We start from the raw sequence: 21,972 nt of genomic DNA on the forward strand, positions 1-21,972 counted from the left end.
CGTCCTCCCATGAAAAACGTCAACAAGTCCGTCCTGATCTGGTACAGCCCCGAAGAGATGTTCGCCCTCGTCACCGATGTGGCGAAGTACCCGGAATTCCTGCCTTGGTGCGACAGCGCGCGGGTGCTGGAGCAGGACGAGCACGGCATGACCGCCGAGGTGGGCATCGCCTTCAGCGGCCTGCGCAAGTCCTTCGTCACGCGCAACCAGCACGAGCCCGGCCGGCGCGTGCAGATGCGGCTCGTGAAGGGGCCTTTCTCGCAGCTCGACGGCGACTGGCGCTTCCATCCCGTGGGCGACGGCAGCCAGCGCGCCTGCAAGGTGGAGCTGCAGCTCAACTACGGTTTCGACAACATCGCCCTGGCCGCACTGGTGGGCCCGGTGTTCGACCGCATCGCGGGCAGCATGGTGGATGCGTTCATCCAGCGCGCGGAGCAGGTCTATGGCTGAGACCGGCGCCGCTGCCGCCACCGGCGCGGGCCGTGTGGCGGTGACCATCGCGTGGTCGCCCGGGCCGCGCGAGGTGCGGGAGGCGGCGATCGAGTTGCCTGCCGGCGCCACGGTGCGCGATGCGCTCGCGGCCTGCGGCGGCCCCGAGGATGGATCGGACACCTGCGGCATCTGGGGCCGCCCCGTGGCGCTGGACCGTGTGCTGCAGGATGGGGACCGCGTGGAGTGGTATCGCCCGCTGCGGGTCGATCCCAAGAAGGCGCGGCGCGAGCGCTTCGCGCGCCAGGGGGCACGGGCTACGGGGCTGTTCGCCGCGCGCCGCCCGGGTGCGAAGGCCGGTTATTGAGATCCCTGAACGGGGGCCGGTGGCTGGGTTTTCTGCACCGCCTCATGGTATTCATGACGGACCCTCCGTACACAAGCGGTTGACTGGATCAGTCGATATTGCTTCCTGTTTTGGGACGCTGGCCCAACCCTGCGGGCGTGCCATTTTTGTCGAGAACTTGAATGGCGAACCCCCTTTTCCATCTGTCGAGATTATATTTGTCGACGGTGCGGGACATGGCAGCTACCCCTCGAATCTCTGGCGTCGCATCGAATGTGATGGCCTTAAAGGTGCTGCTGTCGTCACGGATGATATAGATTTTACAGAATACAGTTCCGTTGTACTCCAGGTAGGGATTGATTTTCCCTTCCGTGTAGTTGCAGCTTGCATATTTGCCCTTGGCCTCATTTCCCTCCACCCTGTCCAGGACTATGGTCCAATCCCAGTCATCAAATGCTCCAAAGCTCCACTCCCCCAGGAGTGCCTCTGGATTTTTCTTTCCATAACCAAACTGGAATTTCTCGATCGCCAGCCAGTCTTCGCCTGGGAACTTCACCCAGCCTGTCAAAGTGGAGTCGAAGGCCAATTCCACTTTTCCGGAATCAGCCGCTTCGTGCCCAGTCAATGGCGGGCCGCCGAAATAACGCCCCCCCGCATAGCGTTTGAGTTGGGCGACGACGTTGGAGGTGCCGTATTTCATTTTTCCCACCGCGAGATGGAAGGTCGGGTCTCCATTGCTTTCGTAGTTGAATACCTGCATGACCAGCACCTCATTCTGCACGTCGATGGCCATGCCGCGCCCTGGTGTTCCATTCAGCTCCTGGCTTATCACCCATGTTCCCGGCTCGGGGACATATACATCGATTCCATTCTCGTATAAAACCCCTCTGTAGTCGGTGAGTCTGTCGTCGCGGATGTTTGCCATCCTGTAAGAAGTGAAGTTCGAGGTGTTGAAGCTTGAATATTTGCTTCCGCGCAGGGTGTTGCGCCTGCCCGGTGCATCCTGCCGGGTGATGAAGCCCTCGAGGCCATTCAGTGTTCTGTGTATTTCAAATACTGCCTTTTCAGGAGGTACGCTGTCGAAGGTGGCATCGCATCGCATCCATCCCTCTGCTTCCATGGCCGAACAGGGGGTAGGGGAGAGAATGGTGGATTCATACGCGTGACTGCTGATCACCTGCAGAGATTCCTTGTTTCCGTTGCTGGGGTCCCTATATATCTCAATTTTCCGCATAGGTATGAGTGGATACCTTTCATCAAACTCCGCAACTATCCAGCTTTCCCGGAAGTTCGGCTTGATCAAGGCACCTTGCGGCGCCTCGTCGAACTTGAGGCGGGACATGGCGACCTCGGGTTCGCCCGGAAACTGGATGAAACCTGATGTAGAGCTTTCGAAGCGGATGCGGACATCGCCAGGGGATTGCTGCTCCCGGGCTGTGCGCTCGCCACTTCCGAAGAATCGACCACCCCTGTATTGCTTCAGTGGGGCCTGGAATTGCATTCCATCCAGCGGGCCGGAAGCCAGGTGAAAGGTAGGTTGTCCCGTGGCGGTGTAGTTGTAGACCTGCATCACCAGTTGCTGGTTCTGTATGTCGATGGCCATACCCCTCCCAGGTTTGCCATTCGACTCGGAATCCACGATCCAGGTACCGCTCTGGATGAAAACCGGTGTCGCAGACGCGCCCATTGCGCTGGCGCAAAGAACAAGAATGCCGCAGAAAGCGTTGATAAGAAACTTCATGGGTGGTGCTGGCGTGATTCAGCCGCGCATGCTCGGCCAGGAATCGACTGTATCATCTTGTGACAAGAAAGATGACCGACTTTCGGATCGCCAGCAAATGCGGTCGCAACCCGTCGTGGCTTGCGTGGTCGCTCGCCGTTGTTTCAACGCCCCTACGCCCTCAGGACGCCGGGCTGTGGAAATCCAGCCTCACCGTTTCGGGTTACGTCGTTTTGGCGCTCGTGTACGACCGCCGTGGCTTGGTCATGAAGCGAGGTTGGTGGGACGCGCATCACCTTCACGCGTAGCCATGCGGCAGCGGGCGATGCCGGTGACGGTGCTGTCAATGGCGCCAGACGGCTTCTGCCGCCTGTTTCCAATCAACGCGCGCAGTCGGAGGCGATCGCCGCTTCCGCACGCCGCATCTCCGCGGCGCGGGTCGTATCGTCCATGAAGGACCGTTCGCCCTGGGCGTTCACTTGGCTCACGAGCTGGCCCGACGACAGCATGGCCTGTTGCTGGCGCGCGCGCTGGCAGTTCTCGGCACGGGCCTTGGCCTGGCGTTCCTCGTCGGCCTTCTTGCGGGCGGCCTCGGCCGCGTCCGCCTGTGCCTTGCGTTGCTGCAGCTCCGGGTCGGATGCCGGCAGCCGCGGCGCCGCCGCGGCGGATGCCGGCGTGCCGGGCGCATCGGCTGCGGCATTGGCCGCCTGCGCGCGGGGCGGGGGCGGGGCGCCCCCCGGCTGCTTCAGGATGTTCTTCGCGGGCACGTCGGTCGGGGGCGGGCGGTCGCTGAACACCTTGCGGCCGTCCTTGTCGATCCATTGCCATTGCGCCGAAGCCCCCAGCGCCCAGGAGCAGGCGCAGGCGAGCACGAGAAGCCGGTGGAGTTTCATGCGGGCAGTGTAGCGCCCGGCCTCCGGCCGCGCCATCGCGCCGGCAAGACCCGGCGCGGCAGGGGATGCGGCCCGGCGGGTACAATCGTTTTTTTGGAGCGAATCTCATGCGCCTTCTAGGAAAAGCGCTCACCTTCGACGATGTGTTGCTGGTGCCGGCGTACTCCCAGGTCCTGCCCAAGGACACGTCCCTCGCGACGCGACTCTCCCGCAATATCTCCCTGAACCTTCCCCTCGTGTCCGCCGCCATGGACACCGTCACCGAGGCGCGCCTGGCCATCGCCATCGCGCAGGAGGGCGGCATCGGCATCGTGCACAAGAACCTCACGGCGCAGGAGCAGGCGGCCCACGTCGCCAAGGTCAAGCGCTATGAATCCGGCGTGGTGCGCGACCCCGTCGTCATCACCCCCGACCATACGGTGCTGCAGGTGCTGCAGCTGTCCGAGCAGCTCGGCATCTCGGGCTTCCCGGTGTGCGACGCGGGCAAGGTGGTCGGCATCGTCACCGGCCGCGACCTGCGCTTCGAGACCCGCTACGACGTCAAGGTGCGCGACATCATGACGCCGCGCGAGAAGCTCATCACGGTGAAGGAGGGCGCCACCGCCTCCGAGGCCAAGGCGCTGCTCAACAAGCACAAGCTCGAGCGCCTGCTCGTCATCAACGACGCCTTCGAGCTCAAGGGCCTGATCACCGTCAAGGACATCACCAAGCAGACCAGCTTCCCCAACGCGGCGCGCGACAGCAATGGCCGCCTGCGCGTGGGTGCGGCCGTCGGCGTGGGCGAGGGCACCGAGGAGCGCGTCGAGGCGCTGGTGAAGGCCGGCGTCGATGCGATCGTGGTGGACACGGCCCACGGCCACAGCAAGGGCGTGATTGACCGCGTGCGCTGGGTCAAGCAGAACTACCCGCAGGTGGACGTGATCGGCGGCAACATCGCCACCGGCGCGGCGGCGCTCGCGCTGGTCGAGGCCGGCGCGGACGGCGTCAAGGTCGGCATCGGCCCCGGCTCCATCTGCACCACCCGCATCGTCGCGGGCGTGGGCGTGCCGCAGATCATGGCCATCGACAGCGTGGCCACGGCCCTGCAGGGCACGGGCGTGCCGCTGATCGCCGACGGCGGCATCCGCTATTCGGGCGACATCGCCAAGGCGCTGGCCGCAGGCGCGAGCACCGTCATGATGGGCGGCATGTTCGCCGGCACCGAAGAGGCGCCGGGCGAGGTCATCCTGTTCCAGGGCCGCAGCTACAAGAGCTACCGCGGCATGGGCTCCATCGGCGCCATGCAGCAGGGCTCGGCCGACCGCTACTTCCAGGAATCCAGCACCGGCAACCCGAACGCCGACAAGCTGGTGCCCGAGGGCATCGAAGGCCGCGTGCCCTACAAGGGCTCCATGGTCTCGATCGTGTTCCAGATGGCCGGCGGCGTGCGTGCCTCCATGGGCTATTGCGGCTGCGCCACCATCGAGGAGATGAACAACAAGGCGGAGTTCGTCGAGATCACCACGGCCGGCATTCGCGAGAGCCACGTGCACGACGTGCAGATCACGAAGGAAGCGCCGAACTACAGAGCTGATTGACGGCGTACAACCCCCTGAGGCGCTTGCGCGCCTTCCCCCTTCTCTCGAACGGCTGCGCCGTTCGGGAAGGGGGACGCAGCCGGTGCGGCGGGGCGGCCCTTGCACGGCTGCCCGCGCGTTGGGCCGCTGTGGCGTTGCTTGCCATGACGAAACTGGCGCTCAGGGTCATTCTGGTCTGATTGTCATTTTCTGGTCGGTTTGGTAAAGTCTGGTCTGAATTTTTGTTCAGGCCAGACTTTTCTTTTTCTGGAACCCTTTGCGCATGCAGACCGTCGGCATCTATGAAGCCAAGACCCGCTTTTCCGCGCTCATCGAGGCGGTGGAGCAGGGCGAGGAGGTGCGCATCACCCGCCATGGCAAGGAGGTGGTGCGCATGTTGCCGGTGCGGCGCCGGCCGGTGATCACGGACGAGCAGATTGCGCGCGAGCTGGGGCAGATCGATGCGCTGCATGCCAGCATCCGTGCAGCGACCCAGGATACGGCGGCGCCAGTCTTGCGTCGCAGCGGACGGAGCACCGCCGCATGACCACCGCCTTCGTGCTCGATGCCTCCGTGACCGCCGCCTGGCTGCTGCCCGATGCGGCGAGCGAGCACACGCGGCGTCTCTACGCCCGCATCCGGCGCGACGAGGTCGAGCCCCAGGCACCCAATCTCTGGCAGTGGGAGTGCGGCAACCTGATCGCGAGCGGCGTGCATGCCGGCCGCATTCCTGCAGGCTCCGTCGAAGGGCTCTGGGCCGTGCTCGAGGCCATCCGCCACCGCGTGGAACTGCACGAGCTGGCGCCGGCGCAGCACAAGGCCGTGCTCGATGTCGCGCTGGACACCGGCCTGCCGGTCTATGACGCCGCCTATCTCTGGCTTGCGCGCTCGCTGCGCCTGCCGCTGGCCACGTTCGATGCGGCCCAGGCCGAGGCCGCCGCGCGGACCGGCGTGGCACTGCTCGACCTCTCCACTTTCTGATTCCTCGCTTCCCCCGCTCTTACCGACCCCCGACCACCATGCAACACCAGAAGATCCTCATCCTCGACTTCGGCTCCCAGGTCACCCAGCTCATCGCGCGCCGCGTGCGCGAGGCCCATGTGTACTGCGAGGTGCATCCCTGCGACGTGAGCGACGCCTGGGTCCGCGAGTACGCCGCCGACGGCGCGCTCAAGGGCGTGATCCTCTCGGGCAGCCACGCCAGCGTGTACGAGGAGACCACGGACCGCGCGCCGCAGGCCGTGTTCGAACTGGGCGTGCCCGTGCTGGGCATCTGCTACGGCATGCAGACCATGGCACAGCAGCTCGGCGGCAAGGTCGAGGGTGGCCACAAGCGCGAGTTCGGCTATGCCGAAGTGCGCGCCCACGGCCACACTGCGCTGCTCAAGGACATCGCCGACTTCACCACGGCCGAAGGCCACGGCATGCTCAAGGTCTGGATGAGCCACGGCGACAAGGTGGCCGAGATGCCGCCCGGCTTCAAGCTCATGGCCTCCACCCCCAGCTGCCCCATCGCCGGCATGGCCGACGAGGCGCGCCGTTTCTACGCCGTGCAGTTCCATCCCGAGGTGACCCACACCGTGCAGGGCCGGGCGATGCTCGACCGCTTCGTGCTCGGCATCTGCGGCGTGCAGCCGGACTGGGTCATGAAGGACCACATCGCCGAGGCCGTCGAATCCATCCGTGCCCAGGTGGGCGATGAGGAAGTCATCCTCGGCCTGTCCGGCGGCGTGGATTCCAGCGTGGCCGCCGCGCTGATCCACCGCGCCATCGGCGACCAGCTCACCTGCGTGTTCGTCGATCACGGCCTGCTGCGCCTGAACGAGGGCGACATGGTGATGGACATGTTCGTGGGCAAGCTGCACGCCAAGGTCGTGCGCGTGGATGCCAGCGAACTCTTCCTGCGCGAACTGGCCGGCGTGAGCGACCCCGAGCAGAAGCGCAAGATCATCGGCCGCCTGTTCGTAGACGTCTTCAAGGCCGAGGCCGCCAAGCTCACCGCCTCGGGCGCGTCGAAGAAGGAGAAGGGCGCCACCTTCCTGGCCCAGGGCACCATCTACCCCGACGTGATCGAATCCGGCGGCGCCAAGAGCAAGAAGGCCGTCACCATCAAGAGCCACCACAACGTCGGCGGCCTGCCCGAACAGCTGGGCCTGAAGCTGCTGGAGCCACTGCGCGACCTGTTCAAGGACGAAGTGCGCGAACTCGGCGTGGCCCTGGGCCTGCCGCACGACATGGTCTATCGCCATCCCTTCCCCGGCCCCGGCCTGGGCGTGCGCATCCTGGGCGAGGTGAAGAAGGAATACGCCGACCTGCTGCGCCGCGCCGACGCGATCTTCATCGAGGAACTGCGCAACCACGTGGACGCCGGGACCGGCAAGACCTGGTACGACCTCACCAGCCAGGCCTTCACCGTCTTCCTGCCCGTGAAGAGCGTCGGCGTGATGGGCGACGGCCGCACGTACGACTACGTCGTCGCCCTGCGTGCCGTGCAGACCAGCGATTTCATGACCGCCGACTGGGCCGAGCTGCCGTACGCGCTGCTCAAGAAGGTGTCGGGAAGGATCATCAATGAAGTGCGCGGGATCAACCGGGTGACGTACGACGTGTCGAGCAAGCCGCCGGCGACGATCGAGTGGGAGTGAAATCAGGTCCTTCGGGGACTGTCGCCAGCTATCGAAAAATCGCCGCAACTTGTTGATCTGAAAGGAAACAGGTCGCGGCTTCTATCGGTGGCTATCGCCGGCCAGCACGACAGGTTGGCGGTAGCGCTGGCGGTACGAACCGTAGGTCGGATCAAGACCCTCCCGTTTACTATTGAGCCCAAACCGGTCTTTGACGGCAAAACGCTCCCCGAGTACTTGCAGCAACTGCAGTTCATCGCGGAAATCAGCAGTTGCCTTCGCAGGAGCCGGGGCATGGCCTCCCCGGCAATGCCGGTCCGCGCTGTCCGGGGTGTGCATCAAGCCGCCGATGTGCGCGCCGTTTCATTTGACGCGCTGGACTCGCCAGCGCGCAGCGCGTTCTTGGCAATTCCACAGCCGGGCATAGAGCCCGCTTTGCGCCAACAGTTCGTCGTGTTGTCCCTGTTCGACCAGTCGGCCGCTATCGAGTACCAGGATCTGGTTGGCCGAACGCACGGTAGGCAACCGGTGCGCGATGACCACCACGGTGCGGTCTTTTGCCAGCGCCGAAAGCGCCTGCTGGATCTCCGCTGCCGACGAGGCATCGACGCTGGCCGTTGCTTCGTCCAGCAGAAGGATGGGCGCATCCATGAGCAGCGCGCGCGCGATGCTGATGCGCTGGCGCTCGCCGCCCGAGAGTCGGGCGCCGTTCTCGCCCACCGGCGTGTCGTAGCCCTGCGGTAACCTTGAGATGAAATCGTGCGCACCGGCCTGGCGGGCGGCGGCCTCGGCCTCCAGGCGTGTGGCCTCGGGGCGCCCGAGACGGATGTTGTCCAGTACGTTGCCCGAGAACAGCACCACGTCCTGGAACACCATCGCCACCTGCCGGTGCAGCGCCTCGCTGCCGATGGCGCGCAGGTCCTGCCCGCCGATGCGGATGGCGCCGCGCTCCACGTCCCACAGCCGCGCGATCAGGTGCACCAGCGTGCTCTTGCCGGCGCCGCTGGGGCCGACCACGGCGGTGACGCTGCCGGCCGGCAGGGTGCAGGAGATGCCGCGCAGCACCGGCGCGCCAGGCTGGTGGCTGAAGTGCACGTCGTCGAGCACGATCTCGTGCCCGGCCGGCACGGCCGGCTGCGCGGGCTCCGGCAGGCAGGGCTCGGCCAGCAGCGCGCGCAGCCGCTGCAGTGCGTGGCGCGCGTAGCGCAACTCCAGGAAAGCCACCCCCACCTCGAACAGCTGCCGGTACACCGGCAGCGCCAGCACCGCGAACAGCAGCAGCGTGGCGCCGTCCAGGCTCCGTCCCAGGCGCTGGGCGCCGGCCCAGACTGCCAGCGCGAAGCCGGCCTCCACCGCGAAGCCGAAGGCCACGATCAGCGGCGTGGGCCACAACTCGATGGCCAACGCGCGGCGGCGCATGGCATCGAGCGCGCGGGCCAGCCGCTCGAACACCAGGCCGCCGCTGTGCCCGCCGAAGGCGCGCACCACGGCGATGCCCTGCACGTAGTCCAGCACCTCCGCCTGGCCCTGCGCGTTGGCCGCATGCACCTGCACTGCCAGCCGGCCGAGCACCCACTGCGCGAAGGCGAGCACGGCAAAGGCCAGCGGCAGCGTGGCGGCCACCAGCAGGCCCAGCCGCCAGTCCACCGCGATCAGCAGCGCCGAGACCAGCAGCGGCACCAGCAGCCCGCCGAAGAACACGCCCAGGAAGTGGGCCCAGATGTCCTCCACCACCTGCAGGTCGCTCACCAGCGCGCCGGCGATGGCCCCGCTGCGCTGGCCCCCGAACCAGCCCAGCGGCAGCTGGCGCAGGTGGTCGGCCAGGCGCAGCCGGGCCTGGCCCATGGTGGCGTAGGCCCCGGCGAAGGTGGCCGGCATGGCCTGCCGTGCGCAGGCGATGCGCGCGGCCAGGCAGGCCAGCAGGCCGAGCGCCGCGGCGGCGGTCTGCGCGGTGGGCACCGGCCCCTGCAGCAGCGTGTGCAGCAGCCACCACAGCAGACCGTAGGGCAGCGCGGCGAACACCGCCTCGGCGGCGGCCCAGGCCAGCCCCTGGCGCAAGCGCAGGTCGGCATGGCCGCCGGCCAGTTCGCGGCCGGCCAGCATCAGGTCGCGCATCATGGCCGATCCTCCTGCGACGTGGGGCGGCCGACGAGCTGCCAGTCGCCGGCCTGCTGCTGATCGTCCCACAGGCGGCGGTACAGCGGGCAGTCCGCCAGCAGGGCGTCGTGCCGGCCCTGGCCGGCCACGCAGCCGGCCTGCAGCACCACGATGTGGTCGGCGGCGGCCACGGTCTGCAGCCGGTGCGCGATCATCAGCACCGTGCGGCCCTGGCAGGCCTCGGCCAGCGCCTGCTGGATCAGCCATTCGTTCTCGGCGTCGGCGTGCGCGGTGGCCTCGTCCAGCAGCAGGATGGGCGCATCCTTGAGCAGGGCGCGGGCGATGGACAGGCGCTGGCGCTCGCCGCCCGACAGGCGCGCGCCGCGCTCGCCCAGCGGCGTGTCCCAGCCCTGCGGCAGGCGCTCGATGAAGTCTAGCGCGCGGGCGGCTCGCGCGGCGGCGCGCAGCGCGGCGTCGTCGGCGTCGGGGCGGGCGATGCGCAGGTTGTCGCGCACGGTGCCGTGGAAGAGCAGCACGTCCTGGAACACGATGGCGATGCGGGACAGCAGTTCGTCGGGCGGCCAGTCGCGCACGTCGCGGCCGGCGACGCGCACGCAGCCGGCGCTGGCGTCGAACAGCCGGGGCACCAGCCGCGCCACCGTGCTCTTGCCCGAGCCGGAGGGGCCGACCAGCGCCGTCAGGCCGCCGGCCGGGGCGGTGAAGCCGAGATCGGCCAGGGCCGGGGCGTCGTCCGCATCGCAGCCCTCGTAGGCGAAATGCACGGCCTCGAACGCGATACCGTGGGGTGCGTCGCGGGGGGGCAGGCCGGTCGCGCCTGACGGCTCGGCCGGCGCAGGCGCTGCCAGTATGGTGCTGATGCGCGCCAGCGCCTCGGCCCGCCGTGCCTGCTCGCCGAAGGCGAAGGTCAGCCGCAGCAGCGGCTGCAGCACGGCCGGGGCCACCAGCAGGAATAGCAGCACGGTGGCCGTATCGACCTCGCCGCGCGCGTGCAGCCACGCGGCGAGCGGCGCCACCACCACCAGGTTGGCCGTCAGCAGGCCGACGAACACGGCCCAGCCGGCGGCTGAACTGGCGGCGTAGCGCTCCACCCAGCGCACCGCGCTCTGGACGGCCTGCGCGAAGTCGCCGAAGGCCCGTGCCGACAGGCCGAATACCTTGACCACCGGCATGCCGCGCAGGTACTCGACGATGCGCCCGGCGATGCGGGTCTGCACCTCGTGCCACTCATGCATGCGCGCCGCCGAGCCGCGCAGCATGCGCACCTGGAACAGCAGCGCCACCGGCAACGGCGCGAGCGAGGCCAGCGCCAGCCTCCAGTCGGCCGCGAACAGCAGCGCCAGCGCAGCCAGCGGCACGGTGGCGGCGGCGGCCGCGTCCGGCAGCATGTGGGCCAGGAAGCCCTCCATGGCCTGGGTGTCGTCGATCACCGTCTTGCGCAGCACGCCGCTGCCCTGGCGTGCGAAGAAACCCATCGGCACCCGCAGCAGCCGCCGGGCCAGCGCCAGCCGCAGCCGGTAAAGCACGGCGAACGCGCCCCAGTGGGCGCAGCCGTGCGACAGCGCCATCAGCAGCCAGCGCGCCAGCACCAGGCCCAGCACTTGGAGGGCCAGTGTGCGGATCTGCGCCACGTCGGCCTGCGGCGCGGCCAGTTCCAGCGCCATGCGGTAGAGCATCCAGAACGGCGCCAGCGACAGCGCCGCCGAGGCGACGGCCAGCAGCGCGGCGGCACCCAGCGAGAGGGGCGCCATGCGCACCAGCGCGCCGAAGCCGAGGGCGGGGGACGGTGGTGCGGCTTTCATCCGGCCGCCTTCTGCTGCAGCTGCAGCCGCGCCAGCGCCAGCGCCATCAGTCCCAGCACCACGAAGCCGGTGCCCCATGCCGCCGCGAAGGCCGGCCCGTAGCCCCAGCGCGCGCCCAGCCCGCCGATGGCGCCGGCCGCCAGCGCGTTGGCCAGGCTCTCGCAACACTGCATGGCGGTGTAGTCGGTGCCGGGGCGCTCGGGCGAGGCCCAGTTCATGAACAGCGCCCAGATCGCCACGTACAGCGTGCCGGCCGCCAGCGCTTCGAGGCCGAAGGCCAGCGCCAGCAACTGCAGGGCGCGCACGTCGGCCGCCTCCAGTGCCCAGGTCGCGCCCAGCAGGGCGGTGGCCAGCAGCGCGCTGGCCAATACCGCGCGCCGGTTGCCGAGCCGGCGCACCAGCGGGATGCCCAGCAGCACGCCGCCGGCGGCCGTGGCCAGCAGCCGCAGCGTCTGCAGGCCGCCGACCTGTGCCAGGCTCAGGCCCCGGTCCACCAGCCAGGGCTGGGCCAGCGTCTCCACTGCCGTGCTGGCGAACTTGAACACCAGTGCCAGCAGCAGCGCCCAGCCCAGGTCGGCATGGCGGCGCAGGTCGCGCAGGCGGGCGGGCGTGGCCGAGGGCGGCCTTGCCGTTTCCGCGGCGGCCACCGGCACGGCGAGCCAGCGCCGGTCGAGCGCCAGCGGCAGGTACAGCAGCGCCAGCAGTGCGGCCAGCCCCAACATGGCGCCGGCCCAGTCGATGCGCTCCACCACCGCCAGCAGCCCGCCGCCGCCCACCAGCATGCCGGTGATGAAGGCGGCCACCTGGATCGCGTTGGCCGGCCCCGCCGCGCGGCCCTGCAGCCGTGCCACGGCGTAGGCGTTGGTGGCAATGTCCTGCGTGGCCGCCAGGGTGTTGAGCAGCAGCACGCCGGCCAGCGCCGCGTGCAGCTGCTGCCCGGGCGGGAAGGGCACCAGCGCCAGCGTGGCCAGCACGATCAGTGCCTGCGTCACGCCGACCACGCGGCCGTGGCCCCAGCGCGCGCAGGCGTTGTCGATGGGCGCGGCCCACAGGAACTTGAGCGCCCAGGGCAGGAAGGCCAGACCGATCAGGCCCACGTCCTCCACGCCGTGGCCGCCCCGCCGGATCAGCGCGCCCAGGGCGTAGAAGGCCAGGCCCGAGGGGAGGCCCTGGGCAGCGTACATCAGCGCGAGCGCGCGGTACTCGGCCGTCCGCACCGGGGGTGTTGGCGCGCTGCCCGGTGTGGCCGCGGTCGCGGAGTGCGATGCCGTCATCGGACCGCCCTCAAAAGTCCGCCGCCACGCGCACGCCCACCGTGCGCGGCGCGCCGGCGACCACGCTGCCCGCGTTCAGCGCGCGCACCAGGTATCTGGCGTCGCCGAGGTTCTTGCCGTACAGGCCCAGCGTCCAGCGCCCGGTGCGGTAGCTCAGGTGCGCATCGACCAGCGTGTAGGCGGGGTTGGCGACGCTGCTGTCCGGGTAGAGCGCCGAGCGGCCGATGCGCTTGAGCGAGAGCCCGGTCTCCCAGCCGGCGACGGGCTTCCATTGCACGGCCACGCCATAGCTGCTGCGTGGCGTGTTCGGGAACTGCTGCCCGGCGTAGTCCACGCCGCCCTTGGCGTAGCTGTCGTACTGCGCCTCCACCCAGCCCGCGAAGGCGCTGAACTCCAGGCCACGCGCGGGCCGCAGCGCAGCATTCAGTTCCACGCCCTGGCTGTGCGAGCGGCCGGCGTTGCCCACCAGGCTGGCGCCGCCGGCGCCGATCACCACCACCTGCTGGTCGCGCAACTGGGTGCGGAACACCGTGGCGCCCATGTCCCAGCGGTTGCCGGCGCCGCGCATGCGCCAGCCCAGCTCCAGGTGGTTACCGTATTCCGGCGCATAGGGCGTGGCGGCCGAGGCGGGGTCGTAGGCGTAGAGGTTGAAGCCCGAGGCCTTGTAGCCGCGCGCCAGCGTGGCCCAGGCGAACTGTTGTTCGGCCGGCTGCCACTCCAGCGTCAGGCGCGGCAGCAGCACGGTGTCGCGGGTCTTCACGGCGTCCACGCGATCGGTGCTGGCGTAGGGGGTGTCGGGCACGCCGTCGCCATCGCTGTCGTAGTAGCCGCTCTGCGCGCTGGTCCAGTCCATGCGGCGCCGGTCGTGCTCCAGCCGCAGCGCGCCGGCCAGGCGCCACTGTGGTGCGAAGCGCCAGCCCAGTTCGCCGAGCACCGCGGCCGTGCCGCCCTCCACGTCGGCCGTGGTCGCCGAGCGCATGTAGCCGGGAATCTCGAACAGGTAGGGCGAGGACTTGCGCACGCGCGAGGCATAGGCGCCGGTGAGCCAGTCGATGCCGCCGGTGTCGGCCGGCGCGCTGTTCAGGCGCGCCTCGGCGCTGAACTGGCGCGTGCGGTTGTCGAAGCCCGAGGGGCCGCCGAACAGCGACTGCGGCATCCAGAAGTTCCACTGCGCCTCGGTACCGCCCAGGGTCACGGCCAGCCGGCGGCCGTCGTCGAGGCGACGGGTGTACTCGCCGGTGAGCAGGGTGTAGGCCACGTCGTTGCGGCCGGCATCGCTGGAGACCGATGCATGCGCGCGGGCCAGCGCCGGGGTGACGAAGAAGTCGTTGCCGCCGTCGCGGGTGGCGCGGTGCAGGCCGAACCGCCATTCGCCGCCGGCATCGTCGACGTGCAGCAGTTTCAGGCGCGCAAAGCGGCTGCGCCAGCCGGCCGTGTCGTCACGGCCCAGGGCCTTGTTGTGGACGTAGCCGTCGGCATCTTCGGTGCCCACGGCCAGGCGCACGGCGGTGCGCTCGGCCAGCGGCAAGTCCAGCGCGGCCGACGTCCGCCAGCGCTTGCCGCTGCTGTACTCGACCTGCGCGCCGCCGCCGAAGACGAAGCCCGGGTCGCGCGTGCGGATCGCCACCAGCCCGCCCATGCTGTTCTGGCCGTACAGCGTGCTCTGCGGGCCACGCAGCAGTTCGATGCGCTCCAGGTCGAACAGCGTGCCCAGCGCACTGCCCACCACCGCCATGCCGTCGATCAGCACGCTGGTGCTCAGGCTGTCGGACTCGTCGTCCGAGAAGCCCAGGCCGCGCACCGTGAGCGTGGGCGTGCTGCCGGTGAAGTCGGTGAAGTAGACGTTCCCCAGTTGCTGGGCCACGTCCGCCAGCGACTGCAGGCCCTGGCGCTCCAGCGCGTCGCCGTCGATCAGGCCGGCGCTGGCCGGCGTCTCGAACAGGGAGCGCTCCTGCTTGGTGGCCGTGACCACGACCGGCGACAAGGTCACCGCGGGCGGGACGGTCGCGGTTTGCTGTGCATGGACAGTAGAAGCGAAAGCACCCGTCACGAAGGCGAGGATCAGGCTGGCGGCAAGCGGGTTCAGGTTGGGACAGGGCATGTCGAGCTCGGAAAATGGCTGTGTTTTAATGTTAGTAATTCTCATTTGCATTGAATGCCCGAAGCGGGAGCATCGATACCCGAAAAAGGAGTTTTTTATGCACGGCATCCCTGTGGTGGATGTGGCGGGTTACCTGCCGCCCGACCTGATGCACCGGCCCGACCTGTGGCCGGCCGGGCCGCAGCGCAGCGGCGCCTATGCCAATGGACGTGGACTGGCGGCCTTCGCCAGCCGCAGCGAGTACGCGGTGCCCACCACCATCACGGTGACGGACTCGGAGCGCCGGCTGCATCTGTCGGTGTGGCTGCGCGACGGGATGTCGGTGGATGCCGAAGGCCGCCGCTTCCAGGTGGCGGGCCGGCAGACCGTCGCCGGCTTCATGCCCGGGGCGCGCTGGAGGACCTCTTTCCAGGGGGCCGTGCACCACGTGGGCCTGCTGCTGGCGCCCGACTGCCTGGCGGCTCTGGCGGGGGAGCAGGGCGAGGACTTTTTCGACGCCCTGCAGCGCGACGGCTGCATGCGCATCCGCCCCGGCGACACCGACACGCTGCGCGTGGCCCGCGAGCTGGAGTCCGTGCTGCTCGACCCGGCCAGCCTGCGGCTGATGCGCGAAGCCAAGAGCCTGGAACTGCTGGGCTGCCTGCTGCTGGCTGGCCAGCGCCACGCGCAGGCCGGGCTGGGACCGCTGGTGCGCGAGCGCCTGCATGTGGCGCGCGAGCGGCTGCTGCGCGACCTGGCCGAGCCGCCCACGCTGGTGCAACTGGCGGCTGAATCCGGGCTCAACACCTTCGCGCTCAAACGAGGATTCAAAGCCTTGTTCGGCATGCCTGCGTACGCGCTCTATCAGCGTGAACGCATGCGGCGGGCGTGGGAGCTGATCGCTTCAGGCAGGATGACCGCCAGCGAGGTGGGCGGAGAACTGGGCTACGGCAACCTCAGTCATTTCGGGGCGGCGTTCCGGCGAGCGCATGGGATGCTGCCTGGTGAAGTCCGGCGCCAGGTGCTGGCTCAGGGTTCGAGCCCAAAGATATCTTTGAACGGCGATATCGATCGAATGTCACCGCAGTAGCCAGGGCCGGGCCTTCCCGGCGAAGGCGTGCCGCGCCACCGCGGCCTTCGCCTCTGCCTTCGATCGGAAGCTGCGACGCTCGATCAGCTCACACTCGAGCGTGGCGAAGAAGCTCTCGGCCATGGCGTTGTCGTATGCGTCACCCACACTGCCCATCGACGGGCGCACGCCCATCTCTGCACAGCGTTCTCCCGCCTGTCGATTGACCATCAAGGCTGGCGAAGCGCTTCCATGGCCTCTGCCTCGGACTTCAGGCCATTGAGGAAAACGCGCCGCAAGAGGGCGTTCGGCATGGTGCGCAGCGCTAGATTGCGCAGGTGAAAGGCCAGCGGCGTGGCCGGCACGAACGCTGGCGCCAGCTTGCGGCTGCGTTGCTGCAGCCGCGCGACGGTGGGCCGCAGGCGCTGGTCCTGGCGGGCGAACGCCACAGCGAGCTGCTGACCGGAAGGACCTGCGCCTCGACCGGCGGCGCGTTCCAGTTCCTCCGCCAGGATGCTGGCCGACGCCAGCGCCAGACCCGCGCCCTGGCCCGAGATCAGTGACAGGCTGTGCGCGGAGTCGCCCAGCAGCACCACGCGTCCGCTGTGCCAGCGCGGCAGTTCGACGACTGCGAGATCGTCGATCACGACATCGGCCTGCGGCTCGACGGCATCGAGCACCGCTCGGACCACGTCATGGCTGTTCTGGACGAGGTCGCGCAGCACATCGAGCCGTGCCTGCGGCGCAACGAAGCCCTGCTCGGCACTCCGCCAAACGTGCAGTGCCGCCAGCCGGCCCGAAGCGAGGGTGTAGTACTCCGACTGCAGACCGGGTTCGGCATAGGAAAGAAAGCTCTCCTTCAACCGCAGCGTGTCGGGCACGTCGTAGGCGGCGTAGCGGTAGCCGAGTGGCCGAAGGCATTGCACATCGGGCGCGAAGGCCTGTGCACGGAGTGCAGAGTGCACTCCATCGGCGGCGACCAGCAGATCCGCGTCGAGATTGCTGCCGTCGGACAGCTGGATCGCGATCCCGGACTCTGCATTGTCGAACGCTGCGACCGTTGTACCGAAGCTGAGCTCGATCTGGTCGCGGATCTCTTCGTGCAGGATGCGCACGAGCTCGGTCCGGCGCAATGTGATCCAGTCCATTTCGCTCAGCAGGGCGCGGTAGTCCATCCGCAGGATCTCGCGCCCCGCCCGGTTCCGGTACACGTGTATCCCCATGTCGGGATAGGCTACTTTCTTCAGCCGCGGCACGAGTCCCATCTTCCGGACTGTGGCCAGGCCAGGGCCCGAAAGCCCCATCATGTGACCGCCATCGCGCAGATGCGCAGCGCGTTCGACGATGCGCACGCGCCAGCCGGCGTGGCTGAGCCACCAGGCGGCGGCCAGGCCGGCCACGCCGGCGCCGGCGATCAGGGCAAAGGGTTGCTTCTGCGAAGACATCATGGGGCGTGTGTTGGGGCGGAGGGGGGGGCGAGTGCATTCGTGCGGGAAGTCCACAGGTGCACCGTGTACAGGGTTGCAAGCGCCGACAGTGCCGTAGCCACGGCGAAGCACGCGCCGTAGCCCCAGCGGTGCGCCATCAAGCCCCCGGCCATGCCTGCGGATGCGGCGATCAGGGCATCGGCGCATTGGAACAAGGTGAAGTCCACGCCGGCTTGCCGTGGTGAAGCCCAGCCCATCAGCAGCGAGTAGATGGCGACGAAGGCGCAAGCCATGGCCGCGAGCTTGAGCCCGAGGAGTGTGGCCAGCAGTTCCACCGAGGCAGTGTGTGCCGCCAGCATCAGGGCCAGCAGCACGGCGGTCTCCAGGGCAACGGCCACCGCCACCGCTCGGCAGGCACCTGTGCGCCGCACCAGCAGTCCACCACCCAACGTACCCGCCAAGCCGCAGCCGACGCCCAGCACGCCATTGAGCAGGCCCACGAGCGCGACGCTTGCGCCCCGGTCGATCAGCAATGGGGTGAGCATGCCTGCTGCCAGGCGAACGCCAGCACCGCAGATCAGCGTCAACAGCAGGCCGCGCCTGACCTGGGCATCACCGAAGGCATGCCGCAGCGCGGGTCGGTGGCCGAGTTCGGCGCCGGCCGGGCGCGGTGCCTCGCCGACCGCCAGCAGTGGCAGCGTCAGCAGTGCCGCGAGCAAGCCCGCGGACGCAAGTGCCGCCGGCCAGCCGGAGACCTGGGCCATCAGGAGGAACGCGCTACCGCCGATCGCGATGCCCAGGTAGCTGCCGCCGACCTGCGCCACGTTGCCCCAGCCGCGCTGATGGGCCGCCAACTGGTCGACGGCGAAGCCGTCGCAGGCGATGTCCATCGTCGCCGCGAGGAAGGCGGCGATCAGCAGTGCCACCATCAGCCACACCGAGTCCAGCCGCAGTCCGTGGCTACCCCGCACAGAGAGGGCGCCGAACAGCGCCGTGGTCAGCAGCACCGCGGCGAGCAGCCACTGGCCAGCCAGGATCAACGGGCGTGAGCGACGTTCAGGCCGATCTACCGGCAGCCGCCACCGCTCCACCATCGGCGCCCACAGGAACTTCAATGCCCAAGGCAGCATGAACAGCGAAGCCATGCCGATCCATTGCAGGGAGACGCCGGCCGCGCGCAGGAGGGCGGGCACCGACATCATCGCGATGCCCGTCACCATGCTCTGCGTGACGTAGATGCCTCCGATGGCGGCCAGCAGAGGCTCCAGCCGCGATTTGGCTCGCATGGACGAGCACATCGATCAGAGATCCCAGGTGAGCGTCAGGCCCACGGTCCGCCCGGTGGCCACCTGGGCGAAGTTGCCGAGCGGACCGCCCGAGAAGCCGTAGGTCCGGTACTTCGTATCGGTGAGGTTGTGGGCGTATAGCGCGAACTCGAGGCTCGGCCTGACGCGCCAGGCGATCGTTGCGTTGACCGCGGTGTACGCCGGCTGCCGCAGCTGGTTGGCGATGTCGAAATACTGCGCGCCGACACGTTGAATCGTCACCTGGGGACGCAGCGTTCCGATGGCGGTGGACAGACGTCCCTTGATACTGGCTGTCAGGCCATATGGCGGCGCGAAGGGCACATCGTTGCCCTGGCAACTTGCGCACGATGCGTCCACGTAGCGGCGGAAGGTTGCATGGTTGGCAAAGCCGGACAGGCCCAGCGTCCAGGCCGGGGAGGCGTCCCACTCCGCCTCCAGTTCCAGCCCGGTCGAGTGGGTGTTGCCGACGTTGCGAAGGCTCTGGTAGCCGACGCTGTTGACGCTGTAGAGCTGCGCGTCCTTGACGTCGATGCGGTACAGCGCTGCGGAAGCCCGCAGGGACTGTTCGGTGAAACGGGTCCCGATCTCGGTGCTGGTGGAGCGTTCCTTCTGGAAAGCCTGCGCATCCGCCGGGCTGGAGGGCGCCAGGTTGAAGCCGCCGGGCTTGTAGCCCTGCGATACGTTGGCGTAAAGGCGCCATGCTGGTGTCAGTCGATAGCCTGCGGACACTCGTCCCAGCACGTGATCGCCGTCGGTGTCTGCATTGCCGGAGAACGCCCGCGGCGTGAAGGTCGCGAAGTCCAGCGCGCTGCCATCGAACCGAGTGCGTGCCTTGTCGCGTGAGGCGCGCAGACCCGCCGACAAGTCGAGCGCGCGTGTGGCATGCCAGGTCACATCACCATAGGCCGCGAGCGCCTTGCTCTGGTTGCTGGAGGCTGTGGTGAGGGCATTCGCGACGATGGGTGTCTTGAGGTCGTTGATGTAAGTGCGCGACTGATCGACGTCCTGCCGGTACAGGCCGAACACCGCGTCCCAGGCGCGGCCGGGCGCATTCGTGGAAAGCCGCAGTTCCTGCACGTTCTGCCGCCAGTGCTCTGGATGCTGTGAAAAGTACGGGCCTATCGGGAACGCGCGCTGGATGTCCGCGCGCTGCCACGCAGTGAGGGCGCTCAGCCGCCATTGGCCGAAGTCGTAGCGGCCCGTGAACGACTGGCTGTCGCCGCACCGCCGCTGGTGGAAGTCGGCAAACGCGGCTGGCATGCCCTGCATCACAAAGGCGCTGCGGCTCGAGGGGTCATCGAAGGGAACGTAGGCGTCCTGGCTCGCGGTCGTGCAATCCCTGCCGATGGCCAGCGCAGCCTCCCAGGGTGCGCCTGTGGGCGCGAGCCGCAGACGCGCCGTGCCGGCCGTCGACCGAGTCCCGCCTTGGTGGTCAGCGCCGGTCGTATCGTTGCGCAGATCGCCAGGCGCGTTGATGCGTGCCACGGAGACGGAGCCATACAACAGGCCCCGGACCAACGGACCGGCGGCTTCCGCTTCGGCCTGGTAGCCGTTCCGGCTGGAGACGCCGGTCCGCAGCCGGGCCCGCGTGATGTTGTCCGGTGGCAGCGTCACGATGTTGAGAACGCCGCCTTCCGCACTCTTGCCGTAGAGCGTGCCTTGCGGTCCCTTGAGCAATTCCACGCGGTCGACGCCCAGCAACGTCTGGGTCGAAAAGATCGGTAGTTGCGGCACCCCATCGACATAGACCGTCAGTGCCGGATTGTAGAAGTCCTGTGCCGAGGTGACGCCCCGCACGCTGATGACCGGAAACAGCAGCGAGCCGCTCTGCAGCATTTGCACCCCGGGCAGCGCGCGGGCGAGATCGAGCGTGTTGGTGGCCTGCGTGTCGTCGAGCGCCTGGCGATCGACGATGACCGCTGCCCCATTGAGGCTGTCCAGCGACTGGTCGCGTTTGCTGGCGGTAACGGTCACGGTCGGCTGGGTGGCTGGTGGGGCCCCGGTGGTCGAAACCTGCGCCACAGCCGCCGCGCACGCTGCCAGGGAGAGGGCCGCGGTGGTTGTTCGTTTGGCTGTCCGGGCGAGAGGATGTGGCAGTAGTGGCGCCGCGGCGCCCGGAGGAGCAATGGACATAGGAGGGCAGTGTTTTAGAATAAATGAGAATTATTCCTATCCAAGGAAGCGGCGCTAACGGATTCACGTCCCGATTAGCGATTTCGAGGAGAAATTTCATGAAGGTGGGTACCGGCGCCATCGAGTGGCACCGCGATGGCGAACTGAGCCTGAGCGGGCACCATCTGCTCCCGAGCGTTCGCATTCCTGCGGAGTGGGCGCGTATGGTCCGCATGCACGATCTGGACGAGGGCGCCACCATCGGCTGCTGGAGCGGTCGGCCTTCAGTCGGTCTGGACATCACGGCCGAGGGGCCGGCAATGTTCTGCATCGGCGTCTTGCTGGAGGGGCAGGCCAGCATGGCGCTCGACGGTGGCCCGCCGCTGCACCTGCACTCGGGCATGGCGGTGGTCCAGACCGCGGACCGGCCTTCGGCCGGCCGCTTTGTCATGCAGGGCGGCATGTCCAGTCGGCTGGTGGACATCCGTTTCACGCTCGACGGGCTGCGTCAAGCCGGCGGGCGGCCTCTGCTGGCTCTACAGGGACAGTTCCTGCAGGACTGCAGCCTGCCGGCGGCGCAGACGCTCATGGGCGGGTTCCCGGCGCCGGCATCGCTGCTGCGCGTGGCGACCGACATCCTGACCTGCGACTTCTCGGACAAGACCGTGCGTTCGCTCTACCTGCGCGCCAAGGCGCTGGAAGCGCTCGCGATCGTTCTGCAGACGGTCGGACCCACTTCGCCCCTGTCCACGATGTCACGCGAACGGCCGCGTCTGCTGCAGGCCAAGCGGCTTCTGGATGAACGCTTCGAGGAAGAATGGACGCTCGATCGCCTCGCCCGCGAGGTGGGACTTGGCGAAAAGAAGCTGCAGGCGGGATTCAAGGCGATGGCAGGGCGTTCCGTCCACGACCACCTGCGCGAAGTGCGCCTGTCGGCGGCGGCAGCGATGTTGGCAGCCGGCACGAGCGTGACCGACACTGCGGCCGCGGTCGGGTTTGCCAGCCTGAGCCATTTCAGCAAATCCTTCAGGGAATCGCGGGGGGTGCTGCCGCGCGAATGGTTGAAGGCGCGCCGCCATTGATCCACGGAGTCCGTGCCTGGAGCGATGGGACTGCGCACCGGGACGTCGCTCCCCGCGGCAGATGTCGCGTGGTGCTGCGGCCAATGGACATCCTGTGACGTGGTCGCCAGCCGACGTCTCGGCGGCACGGGGGCGC

17 protein-coding genes and 1 pseudogene are annotated in these 21,972 nt (G+C 68.4%); 8 read left to right on the forward strand and 10 right to left on the reverse strand.

Annotated features, from left to right (window positions below; genetic code table 11):
• Positions 1-9 precede the first annotated feature (9 nt).
• Together ACGHC0_RS09885 and ACGHC0_RS09890 are read left to right on the forward strand one after the other, a co-directional pair.
• Entirely contained in the window at positions 10-450 is a 441-nt protein-coding gene (locus tag ACGHC0_RS09885) for a type II toxin-antitoxin system RatA family toxin (RefSeq protein WP_026431883.1), read from the forward strand.
• Positions 443-796: an RnfH family protein gene (locus tag ACGHC0_RS09890; RefSeq protein WP_415268090.1), complete on the forward strand. Its 354-nt coding sequence runs from the start codon at positions 443-445 to the stop codon at positions 794-796. Before ACGHC0_RS09885 ends, ACGHC0_RS09890 begins: the two co-directional genes overlap by 8 nt.
• Positions 797-884: 88 nt before the next feature.
• Here the strand turns inward: ACGHC0_RS09890 and ACGHC0_RS09895 are convergent, their stop codons facing one another.
• Both ACGHC0_RS09895 and ACGHC0_RS09900 read right to left on the reverse strand, forming a co-directional pair.
• Positions 885-2,516, reverse strand: a complete 1,632-nt coding sequence (locus ACGHC0_RS09895; RefSeq protein ID WP_415268091.1) for a hypothetical protein — start codon at positions 2,514-2,516, stop codon at positions 885-887.
• 359 nt (positions 2,517-2,875) lie between these two features.
• A complete protein-coding gene (locus ACGHC0_RS09900; RefSeq protein ID WP_415268092.1) occupies positions 2,876-3,388 on the reverse strand; it encodes a DUF4124 domain-containing protein in 513 nt (170 codons plus the stop codon).
• Between the two features lie 107 nt (positions 3,389-3,495).
• Between ACGHC0_RS09900 and guaB the strand changes: the two genes are divergently transcribed.
• The 4 genes from guaB (at position 3,496) to guaA (ending at position 7,589) form a co-directional block, all read left to right on the forward strand.
• Positions 3,496-4,965, forward strand: coding sequence for an IMP dehydrogenase (guaB, locus tag ACGHC0_RS09905; RefSeq protein WP_368355049.1), 1,470 nt, complete (start codon positions 3,496-3,498; stop codon positions 4,963-4,965).
• A gap of 262 nt (positions 4,966-5,227) precedes the next feature.
• Complete coding sequence (locus ACGHC0_RS09910; protein WP_415268093.1) at positions 5,228-5,491, forward strand: type II toxin-antitoxin system Phd/YefM family antitoxin; 264 nt, start codon at positions 5,228-5,230, stop codon at positions 5,489-5,491.
• On the forward strand, positions 5,488-5,925 hold the full coding sequence (locus tag ACGHC0_RS09915) for a type II toxin-antitoxin system VapC family toxin (RefSeq protein ID WP_415268094.1): 438 nt from the start codon (positions 5,488-5,490) through the stop codon (positions 5,923-5,925). The genes ACGHC0_RS09910 and ACGHC0_RS09915 overlap by 4 nt, the downstream gene beginning before the upstream one ends.
• Positions 5,926-5,963: 38 nt before the next feature.
• On the forward strand, positions 5,964-7,589 hold the full coding sequence (gene guaA, locus ACGHC0_RS09920; RefSeq protein ID WP_368355052.1) for a glutamine-hydrolyzing GMP synthase: 1,626 nt from the start codon (positions 5,964-5,966) through the stop codon (positions 7,587-7,589).
• A 342-nt stretch (positions 7,590-7,931) separates the two neighbouring features.
• Here guaA and ACGHC0_RS09925 read toward each other — a convergent pair whose 3' ends face one another.
• From ACGHC0_RS09925 to ACGHC0_RS09940, 4 genes are read right to left on the reverse strand one after another with little or no spacing between them, the layout of a single operon-like run.
• Positions 7,932-9,686, reverse strand: a complete 1,755-nt coding sequence (locus ACGHC0_RS09925) for an ABC transporter ATP-binding protein (RefSeq protein ID WP_415268095.1) — start codon at positions 9,684-9,686, stop codon at positions 7,932-7,934.
• Positions 9,683-11,485, reverse strand: coding sequence for an ABC transporter ATP-binding protein (locus ACGHC0_RS09930; RefSeq protein ID WP_415268096.1), 1,803 nt, complete (start codon positions 11,483-11,485; stop codon positions 9,683-9,685). Before ACGHC0_RS09930 ends, ACGHC0_RS09925 begins: the two co-directional genes overlap by 4 nt.
• Positions 11,482-12,759, reverse strand: a complete 1,278-nt coding sequence (locus tag ACGHC0_RS09935; protein ID WP_415268097.1) for a hypothetical protein — start codon at positions 12,757-12,759, stop codon at positions 11,482-11,484. Before ACGHC0_RS09935 ends, ACGHC0_RS09930 begins: the two co-directional genes overlap by 4 nt.
• A gap of 10 nt (positions 12,760-12,769) precedes the next feature.
• Positions 12,770-14,860, reverse strand: coding sequence for a TonB-dependent receptor (locus ACGHC0_RS09940; RefSeq protein WP_415268098.1), 2,091 nt, complete (start codon positions 14,858-14,860; stop codon positions 12,770-12,772).
• Between the two features lie 97 nt (positions 14,861-14,957).
• On the opposite strand from ACGHC0_RS09940, the gene ACGHC0_RS09945 reads away from it, so the two are divergent.
• The gene (locus tag ACGHC0_RS09945) at positions 14,958-15,929 is read left to right on the forward strand and encodes a helix-turn-helix domain-containing protein (RefSeq protein WP_415268099.1); all 972 of its coding nucleotides are present in this window, start codon (positions 14,958-14,960) and stop codon (positions 15,927-15,929) included.
• A gap of 36 nt (positions 15,930-15,965) precedes the next feature.
• On the opposite strand, the pseudogene ACGHC0_RS09950 reads toward ACGHC0_RS09945, so the two are convergent.
• The 4 genes and pseudogenes from ACGHC0_RS09950 to ACGHC0_RS09965 all read right to left on the reverse strand — a co-directional run.
• Positions 15,966-16,121 (reverse strand): annotated as a pseudogene (locus ACGHC0_RS09950) (integrase core domain-containing protein); the annotation flags it as partial.
• A gap of 17 nt (positions 16,122-16,138) precedes the next feature.
• Complete coding sequence (locus ACGHC0_RS09955) at positions 16,139-17,356, reverse strand: FAD-dependent monooxygenase (RefSeq protein ID WP_415268100.1); 1,218 nt, start codon at positions 17,354-17,356, stop codon at positions 16,139-16,141.
• Complete coding sequence (locus ACGHC0_RS09960; protein WP_415268101.1) at positions 17,353-18,621, reverse strand: MFS transporter; 1,269 nt, start codon at positions 18,619-18,621, stop codon at positions 17,353-17,355. Before ACGHC0_RS09960 ends, ACGHC0_RS09955 begins: the two co-directional genes overlap by 4 nt.
• A 15-nt stretch (positions 18,622-18,636) precedes the next feature.
• Positions 18,637-20,775 carry a TonB-dependent receptor gene (locus ACGHC0_RS09965; protein ID WP_415268102.1) on the reverse strand — a complete coding sequence of 713 codons (2,139 nt, stop codon included), beginning with the start codon at positions 20,773-20,775 and terminating at the stop codon, positions 18,637-18,639.
• Between the two features lie 98 nt (positions 20,776-20,873).
• Here ACGHC0_RS09965 and ACGHC0_RS09970 point away from each other — a divergent pair, with 98 nt between their 5' ends.
• Positions 20,874-21,836 (forward strand): helix-turn-helix transcriptional regulator, encoded by a 963-nt coding sequence (locus tag ACGHC0_RS09970; protein ID WP_415268103.1) that lies wholly within the window; start codon positions 20,874-20,876, stop codon positions 21,834-21,836.
• Positions 21,837-21,972 lie beyond the last annotated feature (136 nt).

It is taken from the genome of Acidovorax sacchari, assembly GCF_042847045.1.
Taxonomy (GTDB): Bacteria; Pseudomonadota; Gammaproteobacteria; order Burkholderiales; family Burkholderiaceae_C; genus Paracidovorax; species Paracidovorax sacchari.

Coding starts and splice junctions, on each gene's coding strand:
- ACGHC0_RS09885 (WP_026431883.1), top strand. CDS start 10: ATGAAAAACGTCAACAAGTCCGTCCTGATCTGGTACAGCCCCGAAGAG.
- ACGHC0_RS09890 (WP_415268090.1), top strand. CDS start 443: ATGGCTGAGACCGGCGCCGCTGCCGCCACCGGCGCGGGCCGTGTGGCG.
- ACGHC0_RS09895 (WP_415268091.1), bottom strand. CDS start 2,516: ATGAAGTTTCTTATCAACGCTTTCTGCGGCATTCTTGTTCTTTGCGCC.
- ACGHC0_RS09900 (WP_415268092.1), bottom strand. CDS start 3,388: ATGAAACTCCACCGGCTTCTCGTGCTCGCCTGCGCCTGCTCCTGGGCG.
- guaB (WP_368355049.1), top strand. CDS start 3,496: ATGCGCCTTCTAGGAAAAGCGCTCACCTTCGACGATGTGTTGCTGGTG.
- ACGHC0_RS09910 (WP_415268093.1), top strand. CDS start 5,228: ATGCAGACCGTCGGCATCTATGAAGCCAAGACCCGCTTTTCCGCGCTC.
- ACGHC0_RS09915 (WP_415268094.1), top strand. CDS start 5,488: ATGACCACCGCCTTCGTGCTCGATGCCTCCGTGACCGCCGCCTGGCTG.
- guaA (WP_368355052.1), top strand. CDS start 5,964: ATGCAACACCAGAAGATCCTCATCCTCGACTTCGGCTCCCAGGTCACC.
- ACGHC0_RS09925 (WP_415268095.1), bottom strand. CDS start 9,686: ATGATGCGCGACCTGATGCTGGCCGGCCGCGAACTGGCCGGCGGCCAT.
- ACGHC0_RS09930 (WP_415268096.1), bottom strand. CDS start 11,485: ATGAAAGCCGCACCACCGTCCCCCGCCCTCGGCTTCGGCGCGCTGGTG.
- ACGHC0_RS09935 (WP_415268097.1), bottom strand. CDS start 12,759: ATGACGGCATCGCACTCCGCGACCGCGGCCACACCGGGCAGCGCGCCA.
- ACGHC0_RS09940 (WP_415268098.1), bottom strand. CDS start 14,860: ATGCCCTGTCCCAACCTGAACCCGCTTGCCGCCAGCCTGATCCTCGCC.
- ACGHC0_RS09945 (WP_415268099.1), top strand. CDS start 14,958: ATGCACGGCATCCCTGTGGTGGATGTGGCGGGTTACCTGCCGCCCGAC.
- ACGHC0_RS09955 (WP_415268100.1), bottom strand. CDS start 17,356: ATGATGTCTTCGCAGAAGCAACCCTTTGCCCTGATCGCCGGCGCCGGC.
- ACGHC0_RS09960 (WP_415268101.1), bottom strand. CDS start 18,621: ATGCGAGCCAAATCGCGGCTGGAGCCTCTGCTGGCCGCCATCGGAGGC.
- ACGHC0_RS09965 (WP_415268102.1), bottom strand. CDS start 20,775: ATGTCCATTGCTCCTCCGGGCGCCGCGGCGCCACTACTGCCACATCCT.
- ACGHC0_RS09970 (WP_415268103.1), top strand. CDS start 20,874: ATGAAGGTGGGTACCGGCGCCATCGAGTGGCACCGCGATGGCGAACTG.